A 20205-nucleotide genomic window follows, 5' to 3' on the forward strand; every position below is an offset into this window, starting at 1 on the left:
TTATTTTCATATGTCAGATTTAAAATATTCTGAAATATCATCAATTCTTAAAAAAGAATTATCAAATTTTCAATTTGAATCGAAATTATCCGAATTTGGTGTAATTGTTCAAATAGGAGATGGAGTTGTTAGGTCTTTTGGATTAAATTCTGCTTTTTATGGAGAATTAGTAGAATTCCATGATGGAAGAATAAAAGGTATGGTTTTGAATCTTGAAGAAGATCATGTCAGTATCGTTTTACTTAGTCCATCAAAAAATTTAAAAGAAGGAGACATAGTAAAAAGAACTGGAAAAATTTTATCTATCAAAGTCGGAGAAAATATGTTAGGTCGTGTAGTCGATGTATTAGGTAATCCTATAGATGGGAAAGGGCCTATAGATGGGCCATTATTTGAAATGCCTTTAGAAAGAAAAGCTCCCGGTGTTATTTACAGAGAACCCGTAAAAGAACCTCTTCAAACAGGTATAAAATTTATAGATTCTATGATTCCTATAGGAAGAGGGCAAAGAGAATTAATTATTGGAGATAGACAAACTGGAAAAACAACTATAGCTATTGATACAATTATCAATCAAAAAAGATTTTTTCCAAAAAAAAAACCTGTTTATTGTATTTATGTAGCTATAAGTCAAAAAGGTTCTACAATAGCAAGAATTTCAAGAATTTTGCAAGAAAAAGGAGCTATGTCTTATACAATTATAGTTTCTTCAACTTCTTCAGATCCAGCTTCTATGCAAGTTTTTGCTCCTTTTTCTGGAACTGCGATAGGAGAATATTTTCGAGATACAGGTCGTTCTTCTTTAATTGTATATGATGATCTTTCAAAACAAGCAGCTTCTTACAGAGAAATATCTTTATTATTACGACGTCCGCCTGGTAGAGAAGCTTATCCAGGAGATGTTTTTTATTTACATTCTCGTCTTTTAGAACGATCAGCTAAAATTATAAAAGACAAAAAAATGGCTGAAAAAATGAATGATATTCCATCTTCTATTAGAAAAAAAATACAGGGAGGGGGGTCTTTAACTGCATTACCTATTATTGAAACTCAATCTGGAGATATATCTTCTTACATTCCCACTAATGTAATTTCTATTACAGATGGACAAATTTTTTTAGAAAAAGATTTATTCCATTCTGGAATTCGTCCTGCAATTAATGAAAGTATATCTGTTTCTCGTGTAGGAGGAGCCGCACAAATTCAATCTATGAGAAAAATATCTGGAACTTTAAAATTAGATCAAGCTCAATTTAAAGAATTCGAATCCTTTTCAAAATTTGGTTCTGAATTAGATTCATCTACTATGAATATTTTAAGAAAAGGAAAAATTAATATAGAAATATTAAAACAAACTTCTCATACTACTTATGATATAGCCGATCAAATCGCTATTATATATGCTGGAACTAAAAACTTACTCCAAAAAATTCCTATTGATAAAATTTCAGATTTTGAAAAAGAATATCTTTTCTATTTAAATGAAAAACATGAAAATATTTTAAACGCTTTAAGAAATGGTATTTTTAACGAAAAAATATCTGATGTTTTAGAAACAGTAGTTTCAGAATTAAGCGATAAATACCTTTCTTAAATTTTGATTATGTCGAATCCAAAAGAAATTAAGAGAAAAATATTATCCATAGAATCAGTTGTAAAAACTACAGAAGCTATGAAAATGATTTCTATAGTGAAATTACGAAAAACAAAAAATTTTTTTATGCAAGTAAAAATCTATATGGATTTTATAGAGTCAATTCTTTTAGATCTTTTGTCTGTAAGAGATAAAAAAATTTTTGAAGAAAATCAATACTTTTTAAGTAAAGGAAAAATAAAATTATTTATTATATTGACTTCGGATCGAGGGTTATGTGGGGCTTTTAATTCTTTAATTTTCTCAAAAATTAATCATATTTTCAAAAAAAAAGAAGATTTACATAATGAATATATGTTTCTTTCTATTGGAAAAAAAGGATTTGATTTTTTATGTAGAAATCAAGAATATTATAATATGTACAATAAGAATTGTATTGAAAGTAATTTATCGAATCAAAAAATTAAATTTTTAATGTCGGAGTTAATTTTAGATTTTTTAAAAAAAAAGTTTTCTTCAATTTATTTAATATACAATCATTTGAAAAAATCTTCTTTTCGAGAAGTAGTTATAGAAAAATTACTTCCAATTTCCATTGGAAATGAGATCAAAAAAACGTCAGAAATTTCCCACATTTTAGAACCTTCTCAAAAAGAAATATTAAATTTTATAATTCCAAAATTTTTAAATGCAAAATTTTTAAAGATTTTTTGGGAATCTATTACAGCAGAACACACATCACGTATGAGATGTATGCATCAAGCAACAGAAAATGCATATAAAATTAAACATGATCTCATATTGCATTATAATAAAGAAAGACAAACTACAATTACTAAAGAAATACTTGAAGTTATCAGTGGATTAGAGTCTTTAAAATAAGAAAAATTTCAATAAAATAAATTATTTCAAATTATACATTTATTTACAAAAACGTAAAATATAATATTTATGGAAATAATGTTAACAGGAATCAGAAGCACAGGAACTCCTCATTTAGGTAATATTTTAAGTGTTATTATTCCATCTGTATCCATGTCTAATAAAAATACAAAACATTCTTCATTTATATTTATAGCAGATTTACATTCTATGGTTCAAATAGAAAATATAAAAACAATCAAAGCAATCAAAGATAATACTTATAAAATAGCAGCGACATGGTTAGCTTTTGGATTAAATATAGATAATTGTTTATTTTATAGACAATCAGATGTATCATCTGTCACTGAGTTAGCTTGGTATTTCAATTGTTTTTATCCATATCAAAGACTTGCATTGGCTCATGCTTTTAAAAATGAAAACAAAAAAATAGATAAAGGAAAAATAAGTGTAGGTTTATTTACTTATCCTATTTTGATGGCTGCTGATATTTTACTTTATAACGCAAAAATTATTCCAGTCGGAAAAGATCAATTACAACATATAGAAATAGCTCGTCGTATCGCAAATTTTTTTAATAAAAAAATAGGTCAAAAATTATTCATATTACCTAATGCTTTTTTGCATAAAAAAAATATGTTTGTTCCAGGAACAGATGGAAAAAAAATGAGTAAATCTCAAAAAAATTATATTAATATTTTCTCTTCAGATGAAATTTTAAAAAAACAAATTATGAGTATTCGGACAGATAATAAATCTGTAGAAGAAAAAAAAAATCCTGAAACTGATTATATTATGCATTTATACAGTTTAATAGCTCCTATGGATAAAATAGAAATTATGAAAAAAAAATATATAAAGGGAGGATATGGATATTATGAAGCAAAAATTGCATTATATGAGTATATTATTCATAAATTTTCGTCAGAGAGAAAAAAATTTATTTATTTTATGAAAAATAAATCTTTATTAGATCATATTTTAGTTTTAGGTTCTAGAAAAGCAAAAAGTATAGCTGATGAAAGATTAAATTGTATTAGAAAACATTTGAATTTCAATTCTATAATTTAATTGATATAAATCAATTAATGTCATTATGACATGATTATAATTTATGGCAAATTTTTTGCTAATCCATAGAATTTGAAAATATTTTTTATATTATGGATATCAATCAAAATCAAACTGAAAAAGAGTCAAAATCATCTAATGATGTAGATGATAAAAAATCTTCTTCTTATCAAGAAGAAATATATGATTCATTAAAAAAAGAACTAGAAAAAGAAAAAGATAAATTTTTACGTCTTTTTGCAGAATTTGAAAACTATAAAAAACGTATTCAAAAAGAAAGATTTGACATTTTTAGAAATATTCATGAACAAATTTTGATAGACTTAATTCCAGTTTTAGATGATTTTGAAAGAGGAATTAAAGAATTAAAAAAATATAAAGAAGAACATCTTGTAAAAGGAGTTTTTTTGATACAAGAAAAACTTATTAATATTTTAAAAGAAAAAGGATTAAATAAAATAAAAACAAAAAAAGGAGATGATTTTAACACAGATTTTCATGAAGCCATTACACAAATTCCAGCTATTACAGAAAATTTAAAAGGAAAAATTATAGAAATAATAGAATCTGGCTATATTCTAAAAGAAAAAGTTATACGACATGCTAAAGTCATTACCGGAAAATAATTCATAATTTTTATCTTCATGATGAAAAAAGATTATTACGAAGTATTAGGAGTATCTAAAAACGCTTCTACAGAAGAAATAAAAAAAGCTTATAGGAAACTAGCTATCAAATATCATCCAGATAAGAATTTAGATAATAAAAAGAAAGCAGAAGAAAAATTTAAAGAGGCAGCTGAAGCTTACGAAGTTTTAAGTAATCCAGAAAAGAGACAACGTTATGATAAATTTGGACATTCTGGAATAAAAGGAAGTGGAAGTAGTTCAGGAATGAATATGGAAGATATTTTTGCAAACTTTGGAGATATTTTTGCCGATGCATTTGGAGAAGGTTTTTCAAGCTTTGGATTCGGAAGATCCGATAAACATAAAACCATTAAAGGAAGTGATTTAAGAATTAGAGTAAAACTTTCATTAGAAGAAATAGCGAATGGGGTAGAAAAAAAAGTTAAAGTTAAAAGACTTAAAATCGCTAAAGGAATTCAATTTAAAAATTGTTCATATTGTAATGGAACGGGTCAAGTCGTTCGAGTCACAAATACGATTTTAGGAAGAATGCAAACAACTTCTCAATGTGGATCATGTTATGGAACTGGAAAAATTATTGAAAATATTCCTTATGGAGCTAATAAACATGGATTAATTAAAGAAGAAGAATTAGTAAGTATTAAAATCCCCGCAGGTCTGACAGAAGGAATTCAATTAAAAGTTTCTGAAAAAGGAAATGAAGCTCCATTTGGAGGAATTCCTGGAGATTTAATCGTATTAATTGAGGAAATTCCTCATACTAAATTAAAAAGAGAAGGAAGCAATCTTCATTATGATTTATATATATCATTTCCAGATGCAATATTAGGTTCTTTTAAAGAAGTTCCTACTATTAATGGAAAAGCTAGAATAAAAATAGATCCAGGAACACAATCAGGCAAAACTCTTAGATTAAAAAACAAAGGGTTACCTAATCTTGAAGGATATGGATATGGAAGTCTTCTAATTCATGTTAATGTTTGGACTCCAAAAAAAATTAATGAAGAACAAAGAAAATTTTTTGAAAAAATGAGAAAAAATGAAAATTTTCTTCCTCATCCTGGAAATTCAGAAAAATCGTTTTTTGATCGTGTAAGAGAAATGTTTTCTTAAAAAAAACCAATTATTTTATTGATTCAAAATATCAATTATTCATAATCTTTTACTAATAATAATATGAAAAAAGTAGTCGTTGGTCTTTCAGGTGGAGTTGATTCTAGTGTTGCTGCATTAATTCTTAAACAAAAAGGATATGAAGTCATTGGCTTATTTATGCATAATTGGGAAGAAGAAGATTCTAATAATAAATGTTCTTGGAAAGAAGACAGTATTGATGCTCTGTTAGTATCCAAACAATTGGATATCCCTTTTCAAGTAATTGAAATGAAAAATGAATACAAAAAATATGTCATAAACTACATGTTCAAGGAGTATAAATCAGGAAAAACTCCTAACCCAGATATTTTGTGTAATAAAAAAATAAAATTTAACATTTTTTTGAAAAAAGCCCTTGATTTAGGAGCAAATTTTATTGCTACAGGGCATTATGTAAATAAAGAAAAAATTGTAAAAAATAGAAAAACAATTTATCGTCTTTTAACAGGAAAAGATCTTAATAAAGATCAATCATATTTTTTATGTCAATTAACGCAATATCAATTGGAAAAATCTTTATTTCCATTAGGTTTGTTGACAAAAAATAAAGTGAGAAAAATAGCAGAAATACATAAATTGTGGAATGCTTCTAAAAAAGATTCTCAAGGTTTATGTTTTGTAGGTAAAATTCATTTACCTAATTTTCTTAGAAAAAAAATTACTCCAAAAAAGGGAGAAATAATTTTTATTAATTCTAATGCCTCAATATATAAAGAAAAAAAATTCTTTCTTTCTAAAGAAGAAGAATTATTTTTTCTATCAAAAAAAAAGAAATACAAAAAATCAGATGGAAAAATAATTGGATATCATCAAGGGGCATCTTATTTTACTAAAGGACAACGTAAAGGATTAGCATTAGGAGGTTATAAAGAAGCTCTTTTTGTTATAGATACCGATGTAAAAAAAAACATCGTTTATACAGGTATGGGAAAAAAACATCCAGGATTGTATAGAAAATCTTTATTTATTCAGGAGAATAATATTCATTGGATACGGGAAGATCTTATGCTTTCTGCAGGTGAAAAAATGAATGTATTTTGTAGAGTTCGTTATAGACAACCATTACAAAAATCAAAATTATATAAAATAAGAAAAGGAATGTTTATCGAATTTGATCATATGCAATGTGCTATTACGGAAGGACAATTTGCTGTTTGGTATCTTGGACAAGAATTAATAGGATCAGGAATCATTTCTATTATTTTATATTTTTTTTATAAAAATTAAATATATTTTAAAATATAATTTTTTGTTTTTATATTTTTTTTAAAAAAAATGATTTTTTTTGATAAAAACTCAAAAATAGGTTATTCAAGTAATTACTCATTGAAAACTTTACAATATATTCATTAATAAATCAAATAATGATAATATTATAAAAATAAATACATAAAAACTGCTTTTATATAATCTATTTTTTTCATATTTTTGCATATTATATAATTTAAAAGTTTGTATAGTTTTACGATAAAACTATTCAAGTTCGGTGTTTTTTTTTATCCCTACTTGATGACTCAGTAGGGCTTTTTGATTTATTAAAATATTTCAAATTTTTCATGAAAAAAAGAATTAACAATTTTAGTGCAAAAATAACGAAAGAATCTAATTTACCGGCAGCACATGCTATGTTATACGCCGTAGGAATGAAAGAGTTAGATTTTTGTAAAGCACAAATAGGAATAGTTAGCAATTGGTATGAAGGAAATCCTTGTAACATGCATTTAAATAAAATGTCTCAAAAAATAAAAGAGTCGGTTACATCTAAAAATTTAGTAGGATTTCAATTTACTACTATTGGAGTGAGTGATGGTATTACTATGGGGACATCAGGTATGAGATATTCACTTCCTTCTAGAGAATTAATCGCAGATAGTATAGAAACTGTAGTGAATTCTCATTATTATGATGGAGTCATAGCAATACCTGGATGTGATAAAAATATACCAGGAGTTATGATGGCTTTGCTAAGATTGAACAGACCATCCATAATTGTATATGGAGGAAGTATTTCTTCCGGTTATTACAATGGAAAAAAATTAGATGTAGTCTCTTCTTTTGAAGCTTTAGGAAAAAAAAATACAGGTCAAATTACTGAAAAAGAATACAAAAATATTATAAAAAATTCTTGTCCAGGACCAGGAGCTTGTGGAGGAATGTATACTGCAAATACAATGTCTTCTGCTTTCGAAGCTATGGGAATGATGCTTCCTTATTCATCCTCTTCTCCTTCAACAAGTGAAAATAAAAAAATAGAATGTGAAGAAGTTTCTATATATATTAAAAATCTTTTAAAAAAAGGAATCAAACCTAAAGATATCGTCACAAAAACTTCTATTGAAAATGGAGTTAAACTCGCTATGTCTTTAGGTGGATCAACTAATTTAGTTTTACATTTTTTAGCTATTGCTAAATCAGCCAATATTGATTTTTCTTTGAAAGATTTTCAAAAAATTAGTAATCAAGTCCCTCTTATTGGAAATCTAAAACCCAGTGGAATTTTTTTAATGGAAGATATTCATATGTATATAGGAGGAATGCCCGTAATTATAAAATATTTATTAAATGAAGGGGTATTGTCTGGAGATTGTTTAACCGTTACTGGAAATACGTTATCTGAAAACATGAAAAAGATTCCTAACATAACTTTTAATCAAAAAATTATTCATTCTTTAAATAATCCCATCAAAAAAAACGGACATATTAGAATTTTGTATGGAAATTTATCTCCAGAAGGAGCTATAGCTAAAATTACGGGAAAAGAAGGAACAATTTTTAGAGGAAAAGCTAATGTTTTTAATTCAGAAGAAGAAGCAAATCAAGCAATTTTGAACAATAAAATTCTTCCTGGGGTAGTCATTGTTATTCGATATGTTGGTCCAATTGGAGGCCCAGGAATGCCAGAAATGTTAAAACCTACATCATACATAATGGGTTCTGGATTAGGAAAACAAGTAGCTCTTATTACAGATGGTAGATTTTCAGGAGGATCACATGGGTTTGTTGTCGGACATATTACTCCCGAAGCACAATTGGGAGGATTAATCGCTTTAGTCAAAAATGATGATTTTATTAAAATAGATACGGAAAATAACACGATTACTCTTGAAATAAAGGATGAAGAAATACAAAAAAGAAGGAAATTATGGACTCCTCCTATATTAAAAGTCAAAAAAGGATATTTATATAAATATACAAAAATGGTATCTACAGCTTCTGAAGGATGTATTACAGATCAATTTTAGTTGTATATGGAAAAAAAGTTATTATCGGGTTCAGAAATTGTAATAAAAGCACTTCTATATGAAAAAGTCGAATATATATTTGGATACCCAGGCGGAGCAATTATGCCCATATATAATTCTTTGCATGATTACTTAAATTCTATTTCGCATATTCTTATGCGTCATGAACAAGGATCGATTCATGCCGCACAAGGATATGCTCGAGCAACTGGAAAAATTGGTGTATGTTTTACTACCTCAGGACCAGGGGCTACTAATTTAATTACTGGATTGGCAGATGCTTTTATTGATAGTACTCCTATTGTTTGTATTACTGGACAAGTCACATCTCATTTATTAGGAACTGATGCTTTTCAAGAAACAAATATTATTGATATTTCGATTCCTGTCACTAAATGGAATATTCAAGTTTTAAAAGCTAAAGATATTTGTGAATCAATTCAAAAAGGATTTTTTATAGCTAAAAAAGGGAGACCTGGACCTGTATTAATTGACATCACTAAAGATGCTCAATTTCAAAAAACTATATTTCATTATACACGTTGTAAATATATAAAAAATTTTAATCCATATCCTTGTATAGAAGACCAAAGAATAATAGAAGCTGCAAATCTAATAAATTCATCTGAAAAACCTTTGATTCTTGTCGGTCAAGGAATAATTTTAGCTGAAGCAGAAAAAGAATTTAAAGAATTTGTTGAAAAAACTGGAATTCCAGTAGCTAGTACTTTATTAGGATTAGGAGCGTTAAAAACTAATCATCGTTTATATGTTGGAATGTTAGGAATGCATGGAAATTACGCTCCTAATGTTTTAACTAATCAATGTGATATTCTCATTGCGATAGGGATGCGATTTGATGATCGTGTAACTGGAGATATTAAAAAATATGCTAAACAAGCTAAAATTATTCATTTAGAAATAGATTCTTCCGAAATCAATAAAAATATTTTATGTCATGTCCCAATTTTAGGAGATTGTAAAATATCTTTAAAAAAATTAATTTTTTATGTTAACAAATCCGTTCATCAAGAATGGATTGATAAATTTTTTCATCTTAAAAAAAAAGAAAAAGCTTTAGTCATACAAGGTGATTTAAATCCAAAAAAAAAGGGAATAACTATGGGTGAAGTGATTAAATGGATTAACCAATACAAGAAAAAGAATGCAATTCTTGTCACGGATGTGGGACAACATCAAATGATAGCTTCAAGATATTTTAATTTTACTTGCACAAAAAGTCAGATAACTTCTGGAGGTTTGGGAACTATGGGTTTCGCTTTACCAGCTTCTATAGGAGCCCAATTAGGTGCTAAAAATAGACAAGTTATTTGTGTCGTAGGAGATGGGGGGATTCAAATGACAATACAAGAAATGGGAACAATTTTACAAAATCAAATTTCTATTAAGATTATACTATTAAACAATAATTTTTTAGGAATGGTACGTCAGTGGCAAGAACTTTTTTTTGACAAACGTTATTCCTGTACAGAATTAGTGAATCCAAATTTTATAAAATTATCCAATGCTTACAATATAAAAGCAAAAAAAGTGATTAAAAGAGAAGAATTAGAAAATTCAATTAAAAAAGCATTAAATCATAAAAAAGCTTTTTTATTAGAAGTTGTAATAGAAAAAGAAGATAATGTTTTTCCTATGATTCCTACAGGAGCAGCTGTAGATGAAATTCGCTTAACATAATTAATGACAAAAAAAATAAAACACTATGAAGAATCAATTCAGAATAATAATTTTAGGAGAAAAAGAAATAAGATTGTTGAGTAGAATCCTTATTATATTAAATCGAAGAAATTTAAAAACCAGTCATATTAATGTATCTAATAATAATGAAAATATAAATAATATTCATATTGACTTAGAATGTAAAGAAGAACAATTATTTAAAATCAAAAAATTTATTGAAAAACTAATTGGAATTATTCATGTTTATTATTATAAACTAGAAAATCAAAATTCAAGACATACTTCATGTAAAAAAATGAATTTACCACTAGCTACAACATATTAACTTACTTAAATTTAAATAAAAATTATGAAAATTAAATTTGGATCTGTAGAAGAAACTATTATTACAAGAGATGAATTTCCATTATTTAAAGCGAGAGATATTTTGAAGGAAGAAACTATTTCGGTCTTAGGTTATGGAGTTCAAGGCCCTGGACAATCTCTTAATTTAAGAGATAATGGATTTCAAGTGATAGTAGGACAAAGAAAACATTCTTTTTCTTGGGAAAAAGCATTAAAAGATGGTTGGATAGAAGGTAAAAATCTTTTTTCTTTGGAAGAAGCCTCTGAAAAAGGAACTATACTTATGTATTTATTATCAGATGCGGGTCAAATTTCGTTTTGGCCTATTCTTAAAAAATATTTAACAGAAGGAAAATCTTTATATTTTTCACATGGATTTGGATTAACTTTTTGTGATCAGACAAAAATATATCCCTCTAAAAATATAGACGTTTTTTTAGTAGCTCCCAAAGGATCTGGAACCAGTTTAAGAAGACTTTTTAAACAAGGAAAAGGGATCAATTCAAGTTATGCTATTTATCAGGATTATAGTGGTAATAGTTTAAATAAAACTTTATCAATTGGAATTGGAATAGGATCTGGATATTTATTTGAAACAAATTTTAAAAATGAAGTATACTCGGATTTAGTAGGAGAAAGAGGGACTTTGATGGGAGCGATACAAGGAATTTTTGCCGCACAATATCAAATGTTAAGAGAAAAAGGTCATTCTCCTTCAGAATCTTTTAACGAAACTGTAGAAGAATTAACTCAAAGTTTGATGCCTCTAGTATCGGAAAATGGAATGGATTGGATGTATTCAAATTGTTCTACTACTGCGCAAAGAGGAGCTTTAGATTGGTGGATAAAATTTAGAGATGCGACTCTTCCAATTTTTCAAGAATTATACCATGAAGTATCATCTGGAAATGAAGCAAAAAGAATCATTAAAGTTAACAGTGATCTAAATTATAGGGAACAATTACAAAAAGAATTACAAAATCTTAGAAAAAGTGAATTATGGAAAGTAGGATCCCAAATTCGTAATCTTAGACCAGAAAAAAAAGATTCAAATTAAGTCACTCATTTTTATTTAAAAAAGATTGAAAAATAAGTTCAAAGGATATTTTCCTTCTTATCAAGAAATAATTAAAGCTAAAAATATCTTAAAAGATATCATTTATGAAACTCCATTACAAAAAAATTCTCTTCTATCAGAAAAATATAAAGCTAATGTTTTTCTAAAAAGAGAAGATTTACAAATTATACGTTCATACAAAATTAGAGGAGCTTATAATAAAATCAAAAGTTTATCTCATAAAGAACTGAAAAAAGGAATTGTGTGTGCTAGTGCAGGAAATCACGCACAAGGAGTTGCTTATTCTTGTAACATATTAAAAATATCGGGAAAAATATATATGCCAAGTACTACTCCTAAACAAAAACTAGAAAGAGTCAAAATGTTTGGAAAAGAATATGTTGAAATTCTTTTGACTGGGGATACTTTTGATGCCGTTAGTTATGAAGCAATCAAAGATTGTAAAAAAAATAAAAAAATTTTTATTCATCCTTTTGATGATATTAAAATTATTGAAGGACAAGCTACTGTTGGTTTAGAGATTTTACAACAATATACTTCCAATATAGATTATGTTTTTATTCCCATTGGTGGAGGAGGATTAGCTTCTGGTGTCAGTAGTCATTTTCAAGAACTTAGCCCTAAAACTAAAATTATAGGAGTAGAACCTCAAGGAGCTCCTTCTATGAGTTGTTCTTTAAAAAAAGGAAAAATTGTTGAATTAAAAACAATAGATAGATTTATTGATGGGGCTTCAGTTAAAAAAGTGGGAAAATTAAATTTTGATATATGTAATCAAACATTATTTGATATCAAAACTGTTCCAGAAGGAAAAGTTTGTACAACAATCTTAGATTTGTATAATTTAGAAGCTATTATTGCAGAACCAGCTGGAGCTCTTTCAATAGCAGCTTTAGATTTTTATTCTTATGAAATAAAAGGGAAAACAATTGTTTGTATTTTAAGTGGAGGTAATAATGATATTACCAGAACAGAAGAAATCAGAGAAAGATCTCTTTTGTATGAAGAAAAAAAACATTATTTTATTGTTAAATTTCCCCAAAGAACTGGAGCTTTAAAAGAATTTGTGAACAATATTTTAGGACCAAAAGATGACATTGCTTATTTTGAATATTCTAAAAAAACTTCAAAGGAAGAAGGGCCCGCAATAATAGGAATAGAATTATCAGATAAAAACGAATTTTCTGGCTTAATAGGAAGAATGAAAAAATATAAAGTTCATTTTCAATACTTAAATAAAAACCCAGATTTATTTCGTATTCTTATATAAAAATTTAATAATTTGTACCCACGACTGGATTTGAACCAGCACATCCAAATTGGATACCACCCCCTCAAAGTGGCGTGTCTACCATTTTCACCACGTGGGCTTTTATTTTATCAAATATAGAATTTATTGGTATTTCATCAAAAATAAATATAAACTATATTTGAATGGAATTCTGTTCAAGTCAAATAAAATAATATATGAATATAGCGATAATAGGATATGGAAAAATGGGAAAAACTATAGAAAAAATAGCTAAAATTAGAAATCATAAAATTTCATTATGTTATGATGGAACTCCTTCTTTGCATTTATTGAATAATTCAAATTCAGATGTAGCAATAGAATTTAGTCAACCACATTCTGCATTTAACAATATAAAAATTTGTATAGAAAATAATATTCCTATAGTATGTGGAACTACAGGGTGGTTAGAAAAATTTGAAATTATTCAAAAAATATGTAAAGATAAAAATGGATCTTTTTTGTATTCTTCTAATTTTAGTATTGGAATGAATATTTTTTTTGAAATCAATAAAAAATTATCTAAACTATTACATTTATCTTCTCAAGATTATGAAGTGATGATAGAGGAAATTCATCACAAAGAAAAAATAGATAAACCTAGTGGAACTGCTGTTTCTTTAGCAAAAGATATAATAAACAATAAAATGAAAGAAACATGGATTTTGGATGAAAATAAAATGGATAAAAAAAAAATAAAAAATCAAATTTTGATTTTATCAAAAAGATTAAATCATGTACCAGGAATACATATTGTAAAATATAAATCTAAAATAGAGGATATTAAAATTCAACATAAAGCTCATAATAGGGAAGGATTTGCTTTAGGTGCTGTGATTGCCGCAGAATGGATACAACATAAAAAAGGTATTTTTTCTATGAAAGAGGTTTTAGAAATATAAACATTCTTTTCATGCATCAATATTTTATTTTTAACAGTATTTTTTTATTTCTTGAACATGTTATTCATATTTTAGGAACATGGAATTTTTATAAAAAATTAGGAATAAAATCTTGGAAAATTTTTATTCCCATATATAATATTTTTATTCTTTTAAGAATTTATAAAAGATCTATATGGTGGATTTTTCTGTTATTGATTCCGTTAACTAGCACAATATTGATTTTTATTTTATGGATGGATTTAATTTATACTTTTTTAAAAAAAACGAAGGTGAATCTTCTTTTATTTTTTTTATCTGCAGGTTTATATATTTATTATATCAATTTTTTTAAAAAAATTCAATTTTTAAAAATAGAAAATATAAAAAAAAAAGAAGATCATATAGGAATTTTATTAGCTGTTATTTTATCTTTTATCACTCATACTTATATAGTTCAACCTTTCGTAATCCCTACTTCTTCTATGGAAAGAACTTTATTGGTGGGAGATTTTATATTGGTTAGTAAAGTTCATTATGGATTACGTATGCCTATGTCCCCTATATCAATCCCTTTTACACATAATAATATTTTTGGAAATATAAAATCTTACATTTCTATTTTTCAATGGCCTTATTTTCGTTTTACTCCAATACAATCTGTACAAAGAAATGATATAGTTGTTTTTAATTTTCCTAAAGATTCTAATCATAAAATAATAGATCGAAAAGATCATTATATTAAACGTTGTGTTGGATTACCAGGAGATTTAATTTTAATTAGAAAAGGTATTTTGTTTGTTAATTATAAAAAAGAAAAATTTTTTTCGGAAAAGCAATATGCTTATTTTATTAAAACGGAAAATATTCCTTTAAACATAGAATATCTAAAAAATCAAATGGATATTGAAGATATTGAATTTTTTGGAGAAAAAAATGATGAATATTTTTATCAAATTATGTTAAACGAAAAAAAAGCATCTCAAGTACAAAATTTATTTGAAAATATAGTTTTTATAAAAAAGGATATTCTTCCTATTCATTTCAAGGAACATTATATATTTCCTAATCATTCTAATTGGAATAGAGATTTTTTTGGCCCATTACATGTTCCTAAAAAAGGGGAACTTATTAAGTTAAGTTCCAAAAATATTCATATTTATAACGAAATTTTAACTTATGAAAAAGTTAAAAAATTAGATCTCATTTCAAAAAAATATTTGAAAATAAAAAATAATTATTATTTCATGATGGGAGATAATAGGCATAATTCATCTGATTCTCGTTATTGGGGTTTTGTTCCCGAAGATCATATAGTAGGGAAACCTATATTCATATGGATGAGTATTGATTGGGATAGAGAAAATCCTTTAAATATATTTATGTGGAAATTTCGATGGGATCGTATTATGAGAACAATAGAAGGAAAACACTCTTATTTATCTTTATTTTTTTTATTTTCATTTGTATATTCGTTTTTTTTCTTATTTAAAAAAAAATAAAAAAAATTACAACTCAATAAAAAATTTTTTTTTCATTTTTTATCATAAAACTTACTATAAAATAACCAGATAAAAGACCTCCAATATGGGCAAAATGAGCAACTCCAGGTGCTAAATTAAAAATAGCTGAAATCAAACTTCCAAAAATAAAAATAATCATAGCTTTCCTAACTGCTACTGGAAAAGGAAAAGGTAAAATGAAAATTTTATGTTCAGGAAAAAATTTAGCAAAAGCTCCTACTATACCACTTACGGCTCCAGATGCCCCCATCATAGGAGAATACATAGAACTATAAAGATTTATTTTTTGTTCTTCATTTAAATAATCCAATGTTCTTTTAGCTTGTGAAAAATCAAAAGTTTGAACTAAGTAATATAAAACACTAGTATTAAAAATGATTTGGAATAGTGCAGCTAAAATACCTGATAAAAAATATATAATTATAAATTTTTTGACTCCTAAAAAAGTTTCTATCTGTCCTCCAAACATAAATAAAGCCAACATATTAAAAATTATATGCAAAAAAAGACGTTTAGAATGTACAAACATATGAGTCAAAATTTGATATAATTCAAATCGTTCATCTAAAGGATGATATAAAGAAAGAACGCTTTCTATTTTATATTGTGAAAAAACAAAAGTAGCTGTATACACAAGTATATTAATACTAATTAAATGTTTGACAGCATCTGAATTGAAATTTGTGTAAAAATTCACTTTTTAAAAAAAATTTTTGCTTAAAACAAAAAATATGGGATCTCCTGAATTCGTATAACTTGGATTATGACAGGAAAATAAATCTTTAATTATACATTCCATTTTTTCAGGATATAACTTTGTTCCGGATTTTATAGATCCGGATTTAGATATAATTTGAATAAGTTTTTTTTTATTGTTTTTTTCTCCTTGAATAAAATTATATGTTATAATATTTTGAATAATTTCAACCAACATGTTTTTTTGTATATTTTCAGGGACGGAATACAAATAAACTGATTCATCACAAATATATAAATGAAACCCAAAATTAATTAAATCGTTTTTTATATTATTCAAAGAAACGTATTCTTTTTTCAAAAGTCTAACTTTTATAGGAAAAAAAAATTGTTGACTTATGAAAGTTTTATTTTTTAAAAAAAATTCAAATAATATATTTTGATGAGCTCTATGTTGATCAACCAATATCATATATTTATTATTCAATACAAAAATTATGTATTTATTATCAATTTGTAGAGTTTCGATCTTCCTTTTATGATAAACATAATAAGATAACTCATTCATAAATTGAAAATTTTTTCTAAATACATCAGAATTATAGTCATTTATTTTATGAAATGAATTTTCTAAATTTTCTAGTTGAATGACTTTATCTTTATCATGGTTGAATAAACAATCTTTTTTAAGTAATTTATAAGATAATAAAAACTTATCATTTTTTAATTCTTTCTCTTTAACCTTATATTGATAAAATAGAATATTTTTGATTTCTTGTTGAATCATTTCACCAATCATTTCTTCTTCTTCTAATTTTACTTCTTTTTTTGTGGGATGTATATTCCAATTTACTAAACTATAATCTATAAAAATAAAAATAAAATAAGACGCTGTTTTAAAATCTTTTAAAAAGCCATTATAAGCATGAATAATTTTTTTATGTAAAAAAAAATGTGTAACACAACGTTGATTAACCAATATGAATTGATTTCCTTTTTTTACAGAAGTATCTGGAACGCTAACAAATCCTTCTACAAGAATTTTATTTTTTTTTATAAAAATTGGAACTAAAATTTTTTTTTCATTTTTAAAAATTTCTTTAATTCTTTCTATTAAAGAAGCTTTTTTAAAATAAAAAATAATTTTATTATTATGATAAAAACGATATGTTATATTTCTATGTGCTAAAATAATTTTATAGAATTCATAAATAACATGTTGAAATTCTACTCTTGAAGATTTTAAAAATTGTCTTCTGACAGGAAGTTTATAAAAAATGTTTTTTACAGAAATTCTTGTTCCTTTAAGCATATTTAAAGGTACTTGTTTTTTTATTTTTCCTTCTTCTATAAAAAGATGTATTCCTGCTACATTTTCTTTATTTTTAGTTTGTATTTCCAATTGAGAAACAAATGCTATAGAAGCTAAAGCTTCACCTCTAAATCCTTTTGTTTTAATTTTAAAAACATCATCCGTTGTTTTAACTTTAGAAGTTGCATGTCTTTGAATGCTCATCTTAGCATCATCAATACTCATTCCGATTCCATCATCTATTAATTGAATCAATGTTTTACCTGAGTCTTTGATAAAAACATCAATTTTTTTTGCATTTGCGTCTATTGCATTTTCCAAAAGTTCTCTTAAAACAGAAGAAGGACGTTGAATTACCTCTCCTGCAGCTATTTGTTGAATGATTTTTTCAGGTAAAAATTGAATAATATTTTTCATTTCAAAAATTTTCTAAACAAAGACATATATATAGCTGTTTTAGCACATTCTATCCCCTTATTTCCATTTTTACCGCCTGATCTATCAAAAGATTGTTGTTGATTTCTATCAGATAGAACACAAAATATGACAGGAACATCATATTTGATATTAATATCTTTAATTCCATGCGAAATAGCTTGACATAAGTATTCAAAATGAGGAGTTTCTCCTTGTATTAAAGATCCTATTGTAATGATTGAATCAAAGTTGTAACAATGAGCTATTTTTTTAGAAGAATAAATTAATTCAAAACTTCCAGGAACTTCCCAAGTTTTAATTTTTTCTTTTAATACTCCTAATCGAATTAAAGTTTCATAAGCTCCTTTATATAATCTACTTGTAATTTCTTTGTTCCATAAAGAAACTATAATAGCCAATTTTAAATTGGCGTTTTTTATTTCTTTTTTATTTAATAAATAAATAGGATTGGTCTTCATATATAAACATAATTTATAACTTATTTTCAATAAACATTAAATATTTTTCAACATTTTCTTTATATAAAAAAAAGGGATATTTTTTTTCTATTTTTTTAAAAAAATATTTAGAATCTTTATACTTTTTCATATAAAAATTTAATAATGCAGCTTTGTAGTAATAAAGAGGAGTTGTAATTTCATTTTCTCTTATACTTGCTGCAAATATGTAATTTTTTAAAGCTTCTTTTTGATTTTTTATTTGAATAAAAGCATCACCTATAATTCCGTATTTGATAGAAGATAAAATTTCATCTTTTGCTGAAAAATTTTTCATCATTTTGATAGATTCTTTGTAATATCCCAATTTATAATAGCAAATTCCTGCATAAAACTTAGAAATGTTTCCTGCTTTAGTAAAAGGAAATTTAGACGCTATACCTGAAAATCCTAAATAATTAATTTTAACATTTTTTCTATTTAAGGCTTTATCTATATTTCCTTTAGAAAGATATTGTTGAGCGTAACTCAATTCTTTCATCGCTTTTTCTTCTAATGGATTAAAAAAAAATTTATTTAAACAAATATATGTTACAGTTACTATGATTATCATCAATATAATTGAAAAAAAAATTGTATTTTTTTTCATGTTATGACACTTATTTATTGAATTGAAATAAATATAATTTAATTTTTTTCATTTTAATTCATTTTTTCTAATGACCTCTACAGTTTTTATCCTTTTGTTATCAATGCTCTTTATAATAAAAGAATAATTAATAAAATTTATTTTTTGTTTTTTTTGAGGAAATTCTTTATTTATTTCCATAATAAATCCTCCTAAAGTATCTGCCTCCCCTTTTCGATTTTCAAAAAAAACTTCTTCTCCCTCCTCAATATCCATAATTCGATAAAAATTAATTAAAGATGTTTTTCCATCAAATAAATAATTATTTTGGTTTAATTTAGAATAAGACATATCTTCTTCATCAAATTCATCAATAATATCTCCTACTATTTCTTCAATCACATCTTCAAGAGTTACTAATCCACATGTTCCTCCATATTCATCGACCACAATAGCTAAATGTATTTTCTTTTTTTTAAAATCACTTAAAAGATCATCAATCTTTTTTTTTTCTGGAACAAAGAAAGGAGTATGAATGAGTTTTTTCCATTGAAAATTTTTTTCATAAATAAATGGAAGAAGATCTTTGGCGAAAAGAACTCCTTCTATATCATCAATACTATTTTTATAAACAGGAATACGAGAGTATCCTTGATAACGAACTAATTTTAATACATCATAAAAATTTTTATTGCTATTTAAAGCAAACATATCTATCCTTGGAGTCATAATCTGATGTATTTCTGTATTTCCAAAATCAACAATTCTTTGTAAAAATTTACGTTCTTGAATATTTTTGGTATTTGAAGATGTAATTTTTAAAGCTTTTGAAAGCTGGTCAACAGAAATCATATGCTTTTTTTTGATTACTTTTTTTTCTATAGCTTTTGAAATAAAAATTATAATTTTGCTAATCGGATCCAATATTTTACTTAGGATCATTAAAGGTTTTGCCATAAAAATAGCAAAACGAAAATTATTTTTACTAGCATATATTTTAGGTATTATTTCTCCAAATAAAAGTAAAATAAAAGTAAGAACTCCAACTTCTAAAATAAAATTGATAGGAATATGAAATTTTTTATAAATAACTAAATATTTATTTTCTAAAAATTCTGCAATTAAATAAGAACTTAATATAACAATTCCAATATTAGAAAAATTATTAGATATTAATATTGTTGCTAATAATTTTTTTTTCTCTCTTAAAATTTGAAATACAATATTTCCTTTGGATGATTTTTTTTTTCTTTCTCTATCGAGGGTTTTTTTTTTAAT

The 20205-nt window shown here is 25.5% G+C and carries 18 protein-coding genes and 1 tRNA gene; 13 read left to right on the forward strand and 6 right to left on the reverse strand.

The genetic code is table 11. The features are described 5' to 3' along the window. Positions 1-10: 10 nt before the first annotated feature. The 11 genes from atpA (at position 11) to ilvA (ending at position 12991) form a co-directional block, all read left to right on the forward strand. Positions 11-1594, forward strand: a complete 1584-nt coding sequence (atpA, locus tag H0H66_RS00380) for a F0F1 ATP synthase subunit alpha (protein ID WP_185858022.1) — start codon at positions 11-13, stop codon at positions 1592-1594. 9 nt (positions 1595-1603) lie between these two features. Next, positions 1604-2476 (forward strand): ATP synthase F1 subunit gamma, encoded by an 873-nt coding sequence (gene atpG, locus H0H66_RS00385; protein ID WP_185858023.1) that lies wholly within the window; start codon positions 1604-1606, stop codon positions 2474-2476. Between the two features lie 69 nt (positions 2477-2545). Next, positions 2546-3547 carry a tryptophan--tRNA ligase gene (gene trpS / locus H0H66_RS00390; protein WP_185858024.1) on the forward strand — a complete coding sequence of 334 codons (1002 nt, stop codon included), beginning with the start codon at positions 2546-2548 and terminating at the stop codon, positions 3545-3547. A gap of 92 nt (positions 3548-3639) precedes the next feature. Beyond that, positions 3640-4173, forward strand: a complete 534-nt coding sequence (locus H0H66_RS00395; RefSeq protein WP_185858025.1) for a nucleotide exchange factor GrpE — start codon at positions 3640-3642, stop codon at positions 4171-4173. An 18-nt stretch (positions 4174-4191) separates the two neighbouring features. Further along, positions 4192-5310 (forward strand): molecular chaperone DnaJ, encoded by a 1119-nt coding sequence (gene dnaJ / locus H0H66_RS00400; RefSeq protein ID WP_185858026.1) that lies wholly within the window; start codon positions 4192-4194, stop codon positions 5308-5310. A 63-nt stretch (positions 5311-5373) separates the two neighbouring features. Continuing rightward, positions 5374-6579 carry a tRNA 2-thiouridine(34) synthase MnmA gene (gene mnmA, locus H0H66_RS00405; RefSeq protein ID WP_185858027.1) on the forward strand — a complete coding sequence of 402 codons (1206 nt, stop codon included), beginning with the start codon at positions 5374-5376 and terminating at the stop codon, positions 6577-6579. A gap of 329 nt (positions 6580-6908) precedes the next feature. Further along, positions 6909-8594 carry a dihydroxy-acid dehydratase gene (gene ilvD / locus H0H66_RS00410; protein WP_185858028.1) on the forward strand — a complete coding sequence of 562 codons (1686 nt, stop codon included), beginning with the start codon at positions 6909-6911 and terminating at the stop codon, positions 8592-8594. 6 nt (positions 8595-8600) lie between these two features. Next, entirely contained in the window at positions 8601-10295 is a 1695-nt protein-coding gene (gene ilvB / locus H0H66_RS00415) for a biosynthetic-type acetolactate synthase large subunit (RefSeq protein ID WP_185858029.1), read from the forward strand. A 25-nt stretch (positions 10296-10320) separates the two neighbouring features. Then, entirely contained in the window at positions 10321-10623 is a 303-nt protein-coding gene (locus H0H66_RS00420; protein WP_185858030.1) for an acetolactate synthase, read from the forward strand. A gap of 24 nt (positions 10624-10647) precedes the next feature. Then, entirely contained in the window at positions 10648-11700 is a 1053-nt protein-coding gene (gene ilvC, locus H0H66_RS00425; protein ID WP_185858031.1) for a ketol-acid reductoisomerase, read from the forward strand. A gap of 25 nt (positions 11701-11725) precedes the next feature. Continuing rightward, a complete protein-coding gene (gene ilvA / locus H0H66_RS00430) occupies positions 11726-12991 on the forward strand; it encodes a threonine ammonia-lyase (protein ID WP_185858032.1) in 1266 nt (421 codons plus the stop codon). Positions 12992-13006: 15 nt separating this feature from the next. Here the strand turns inward: ilvA and H0H66_RS00435 are convergent. Then, positions 13007-13091, reverse strand: a tRNA-Leu gene (locus H0H66_RS00435). A gap of 97 nt (positions 13092-13188) precedes the next feature. On the opposite strand from H0H66_RS00435, the gene dapB reads away from it, so the two are divergent. Both dapB and lepB read left to right on the forward strand, forming a co-directional pair. Further along, positions 13189-13914: a 4-hydroxy-tetrahydrodipicolinate reductase gene (dapB, locus tag H0H66_RS00440; RefSeq protein WP_185858033.1), complete on the forward strand. Its 726-nt coding sequence runs from the start codon at positions 13189-13191 to the stop codon at positions 13912-13914. 11 nt (positions 13915-13925) lie between these two features. Next, a complete protein-coding gene (lepB, locus tag H0H66_RS00445) occupies positions 13926-15395 on the forward strand; it encodes a signal peptidase I (RefSeq protein WP_185858034.1) in 1470 nt (489 codons plus the stop codon). Positions 15396-15408: 13 nt separating this feature from the next. On the opposite strand, the gene H0H66_RS00450 is transcribed toward lepB, so the two are convergent. From H0H66_RS00450 to gldE, 5 genes are all read right to left on the reverse strand, one after another. Next, positions 15409-16113, reverse strand: a complete 705-nt coding sequence (locus H0H66_RS00450) for a rhomboid family intramembrane serine protease (protein WP_185858035.1) — start codon at positions 16111-16113, stop codon at positions 15409-15411. Positions 16114-16116: 3 nt separating this feature from the next. Further along, positions 16117-17841, reverse strand: coding sequence for a DNA mismatch repair endonuclease MutL (gene mutL / locus H0H66_RS00455; RefSeq protein ID WP_185858036.1), 1725 nt, complete (start codon positions 17839-17841; stop codon positions 16117-16119). Next, positions 17838-18320 (reverse strand): 6,7-dimethyl-8-ribityllumazine synthase, encoded by a 483-nt coding sequence (gene ribH / locus H0H66_RS00460; protein WP_185858037.1) that lies wholly within the window; start codon positions 18318-18320, stop codon positions 17838-17840. Before ribH ends, mutL begins: the two co-directional genes overlap by 4 nt. A 13-nt stretch (positions 18321-18333) precedes the next feature. Continuing rightward, entirely contained in the window at positions 18334-18948 is a 615-nt protein-coding gene (locus tag H0H66_RS00465; protein WP_185858038.1) for a tetratricopeptide repeat protein, read from the reverse strand. Positions 18949-18996: 48 nt separating this feature from the next. Continuing rightward, on the reverse strand, positions 18997-20205 hold a 1209-nt coding region (gldE, locus tag H0H66_RS00470), incomplete at its 5' end, for a gliding motility-associated protein GldE (RefSeq protein WP_185858039.1).

The organism is Blattabacterium cuenoti, assembly GCF_014251595.1.
Classification (GTDB): Bacteria; Bacteroidota; Bacteroidia; order Flavobacteriales; family Blattabacteriaceae; genus Blattabacterium; species Blattabacterium cuenoti_Q.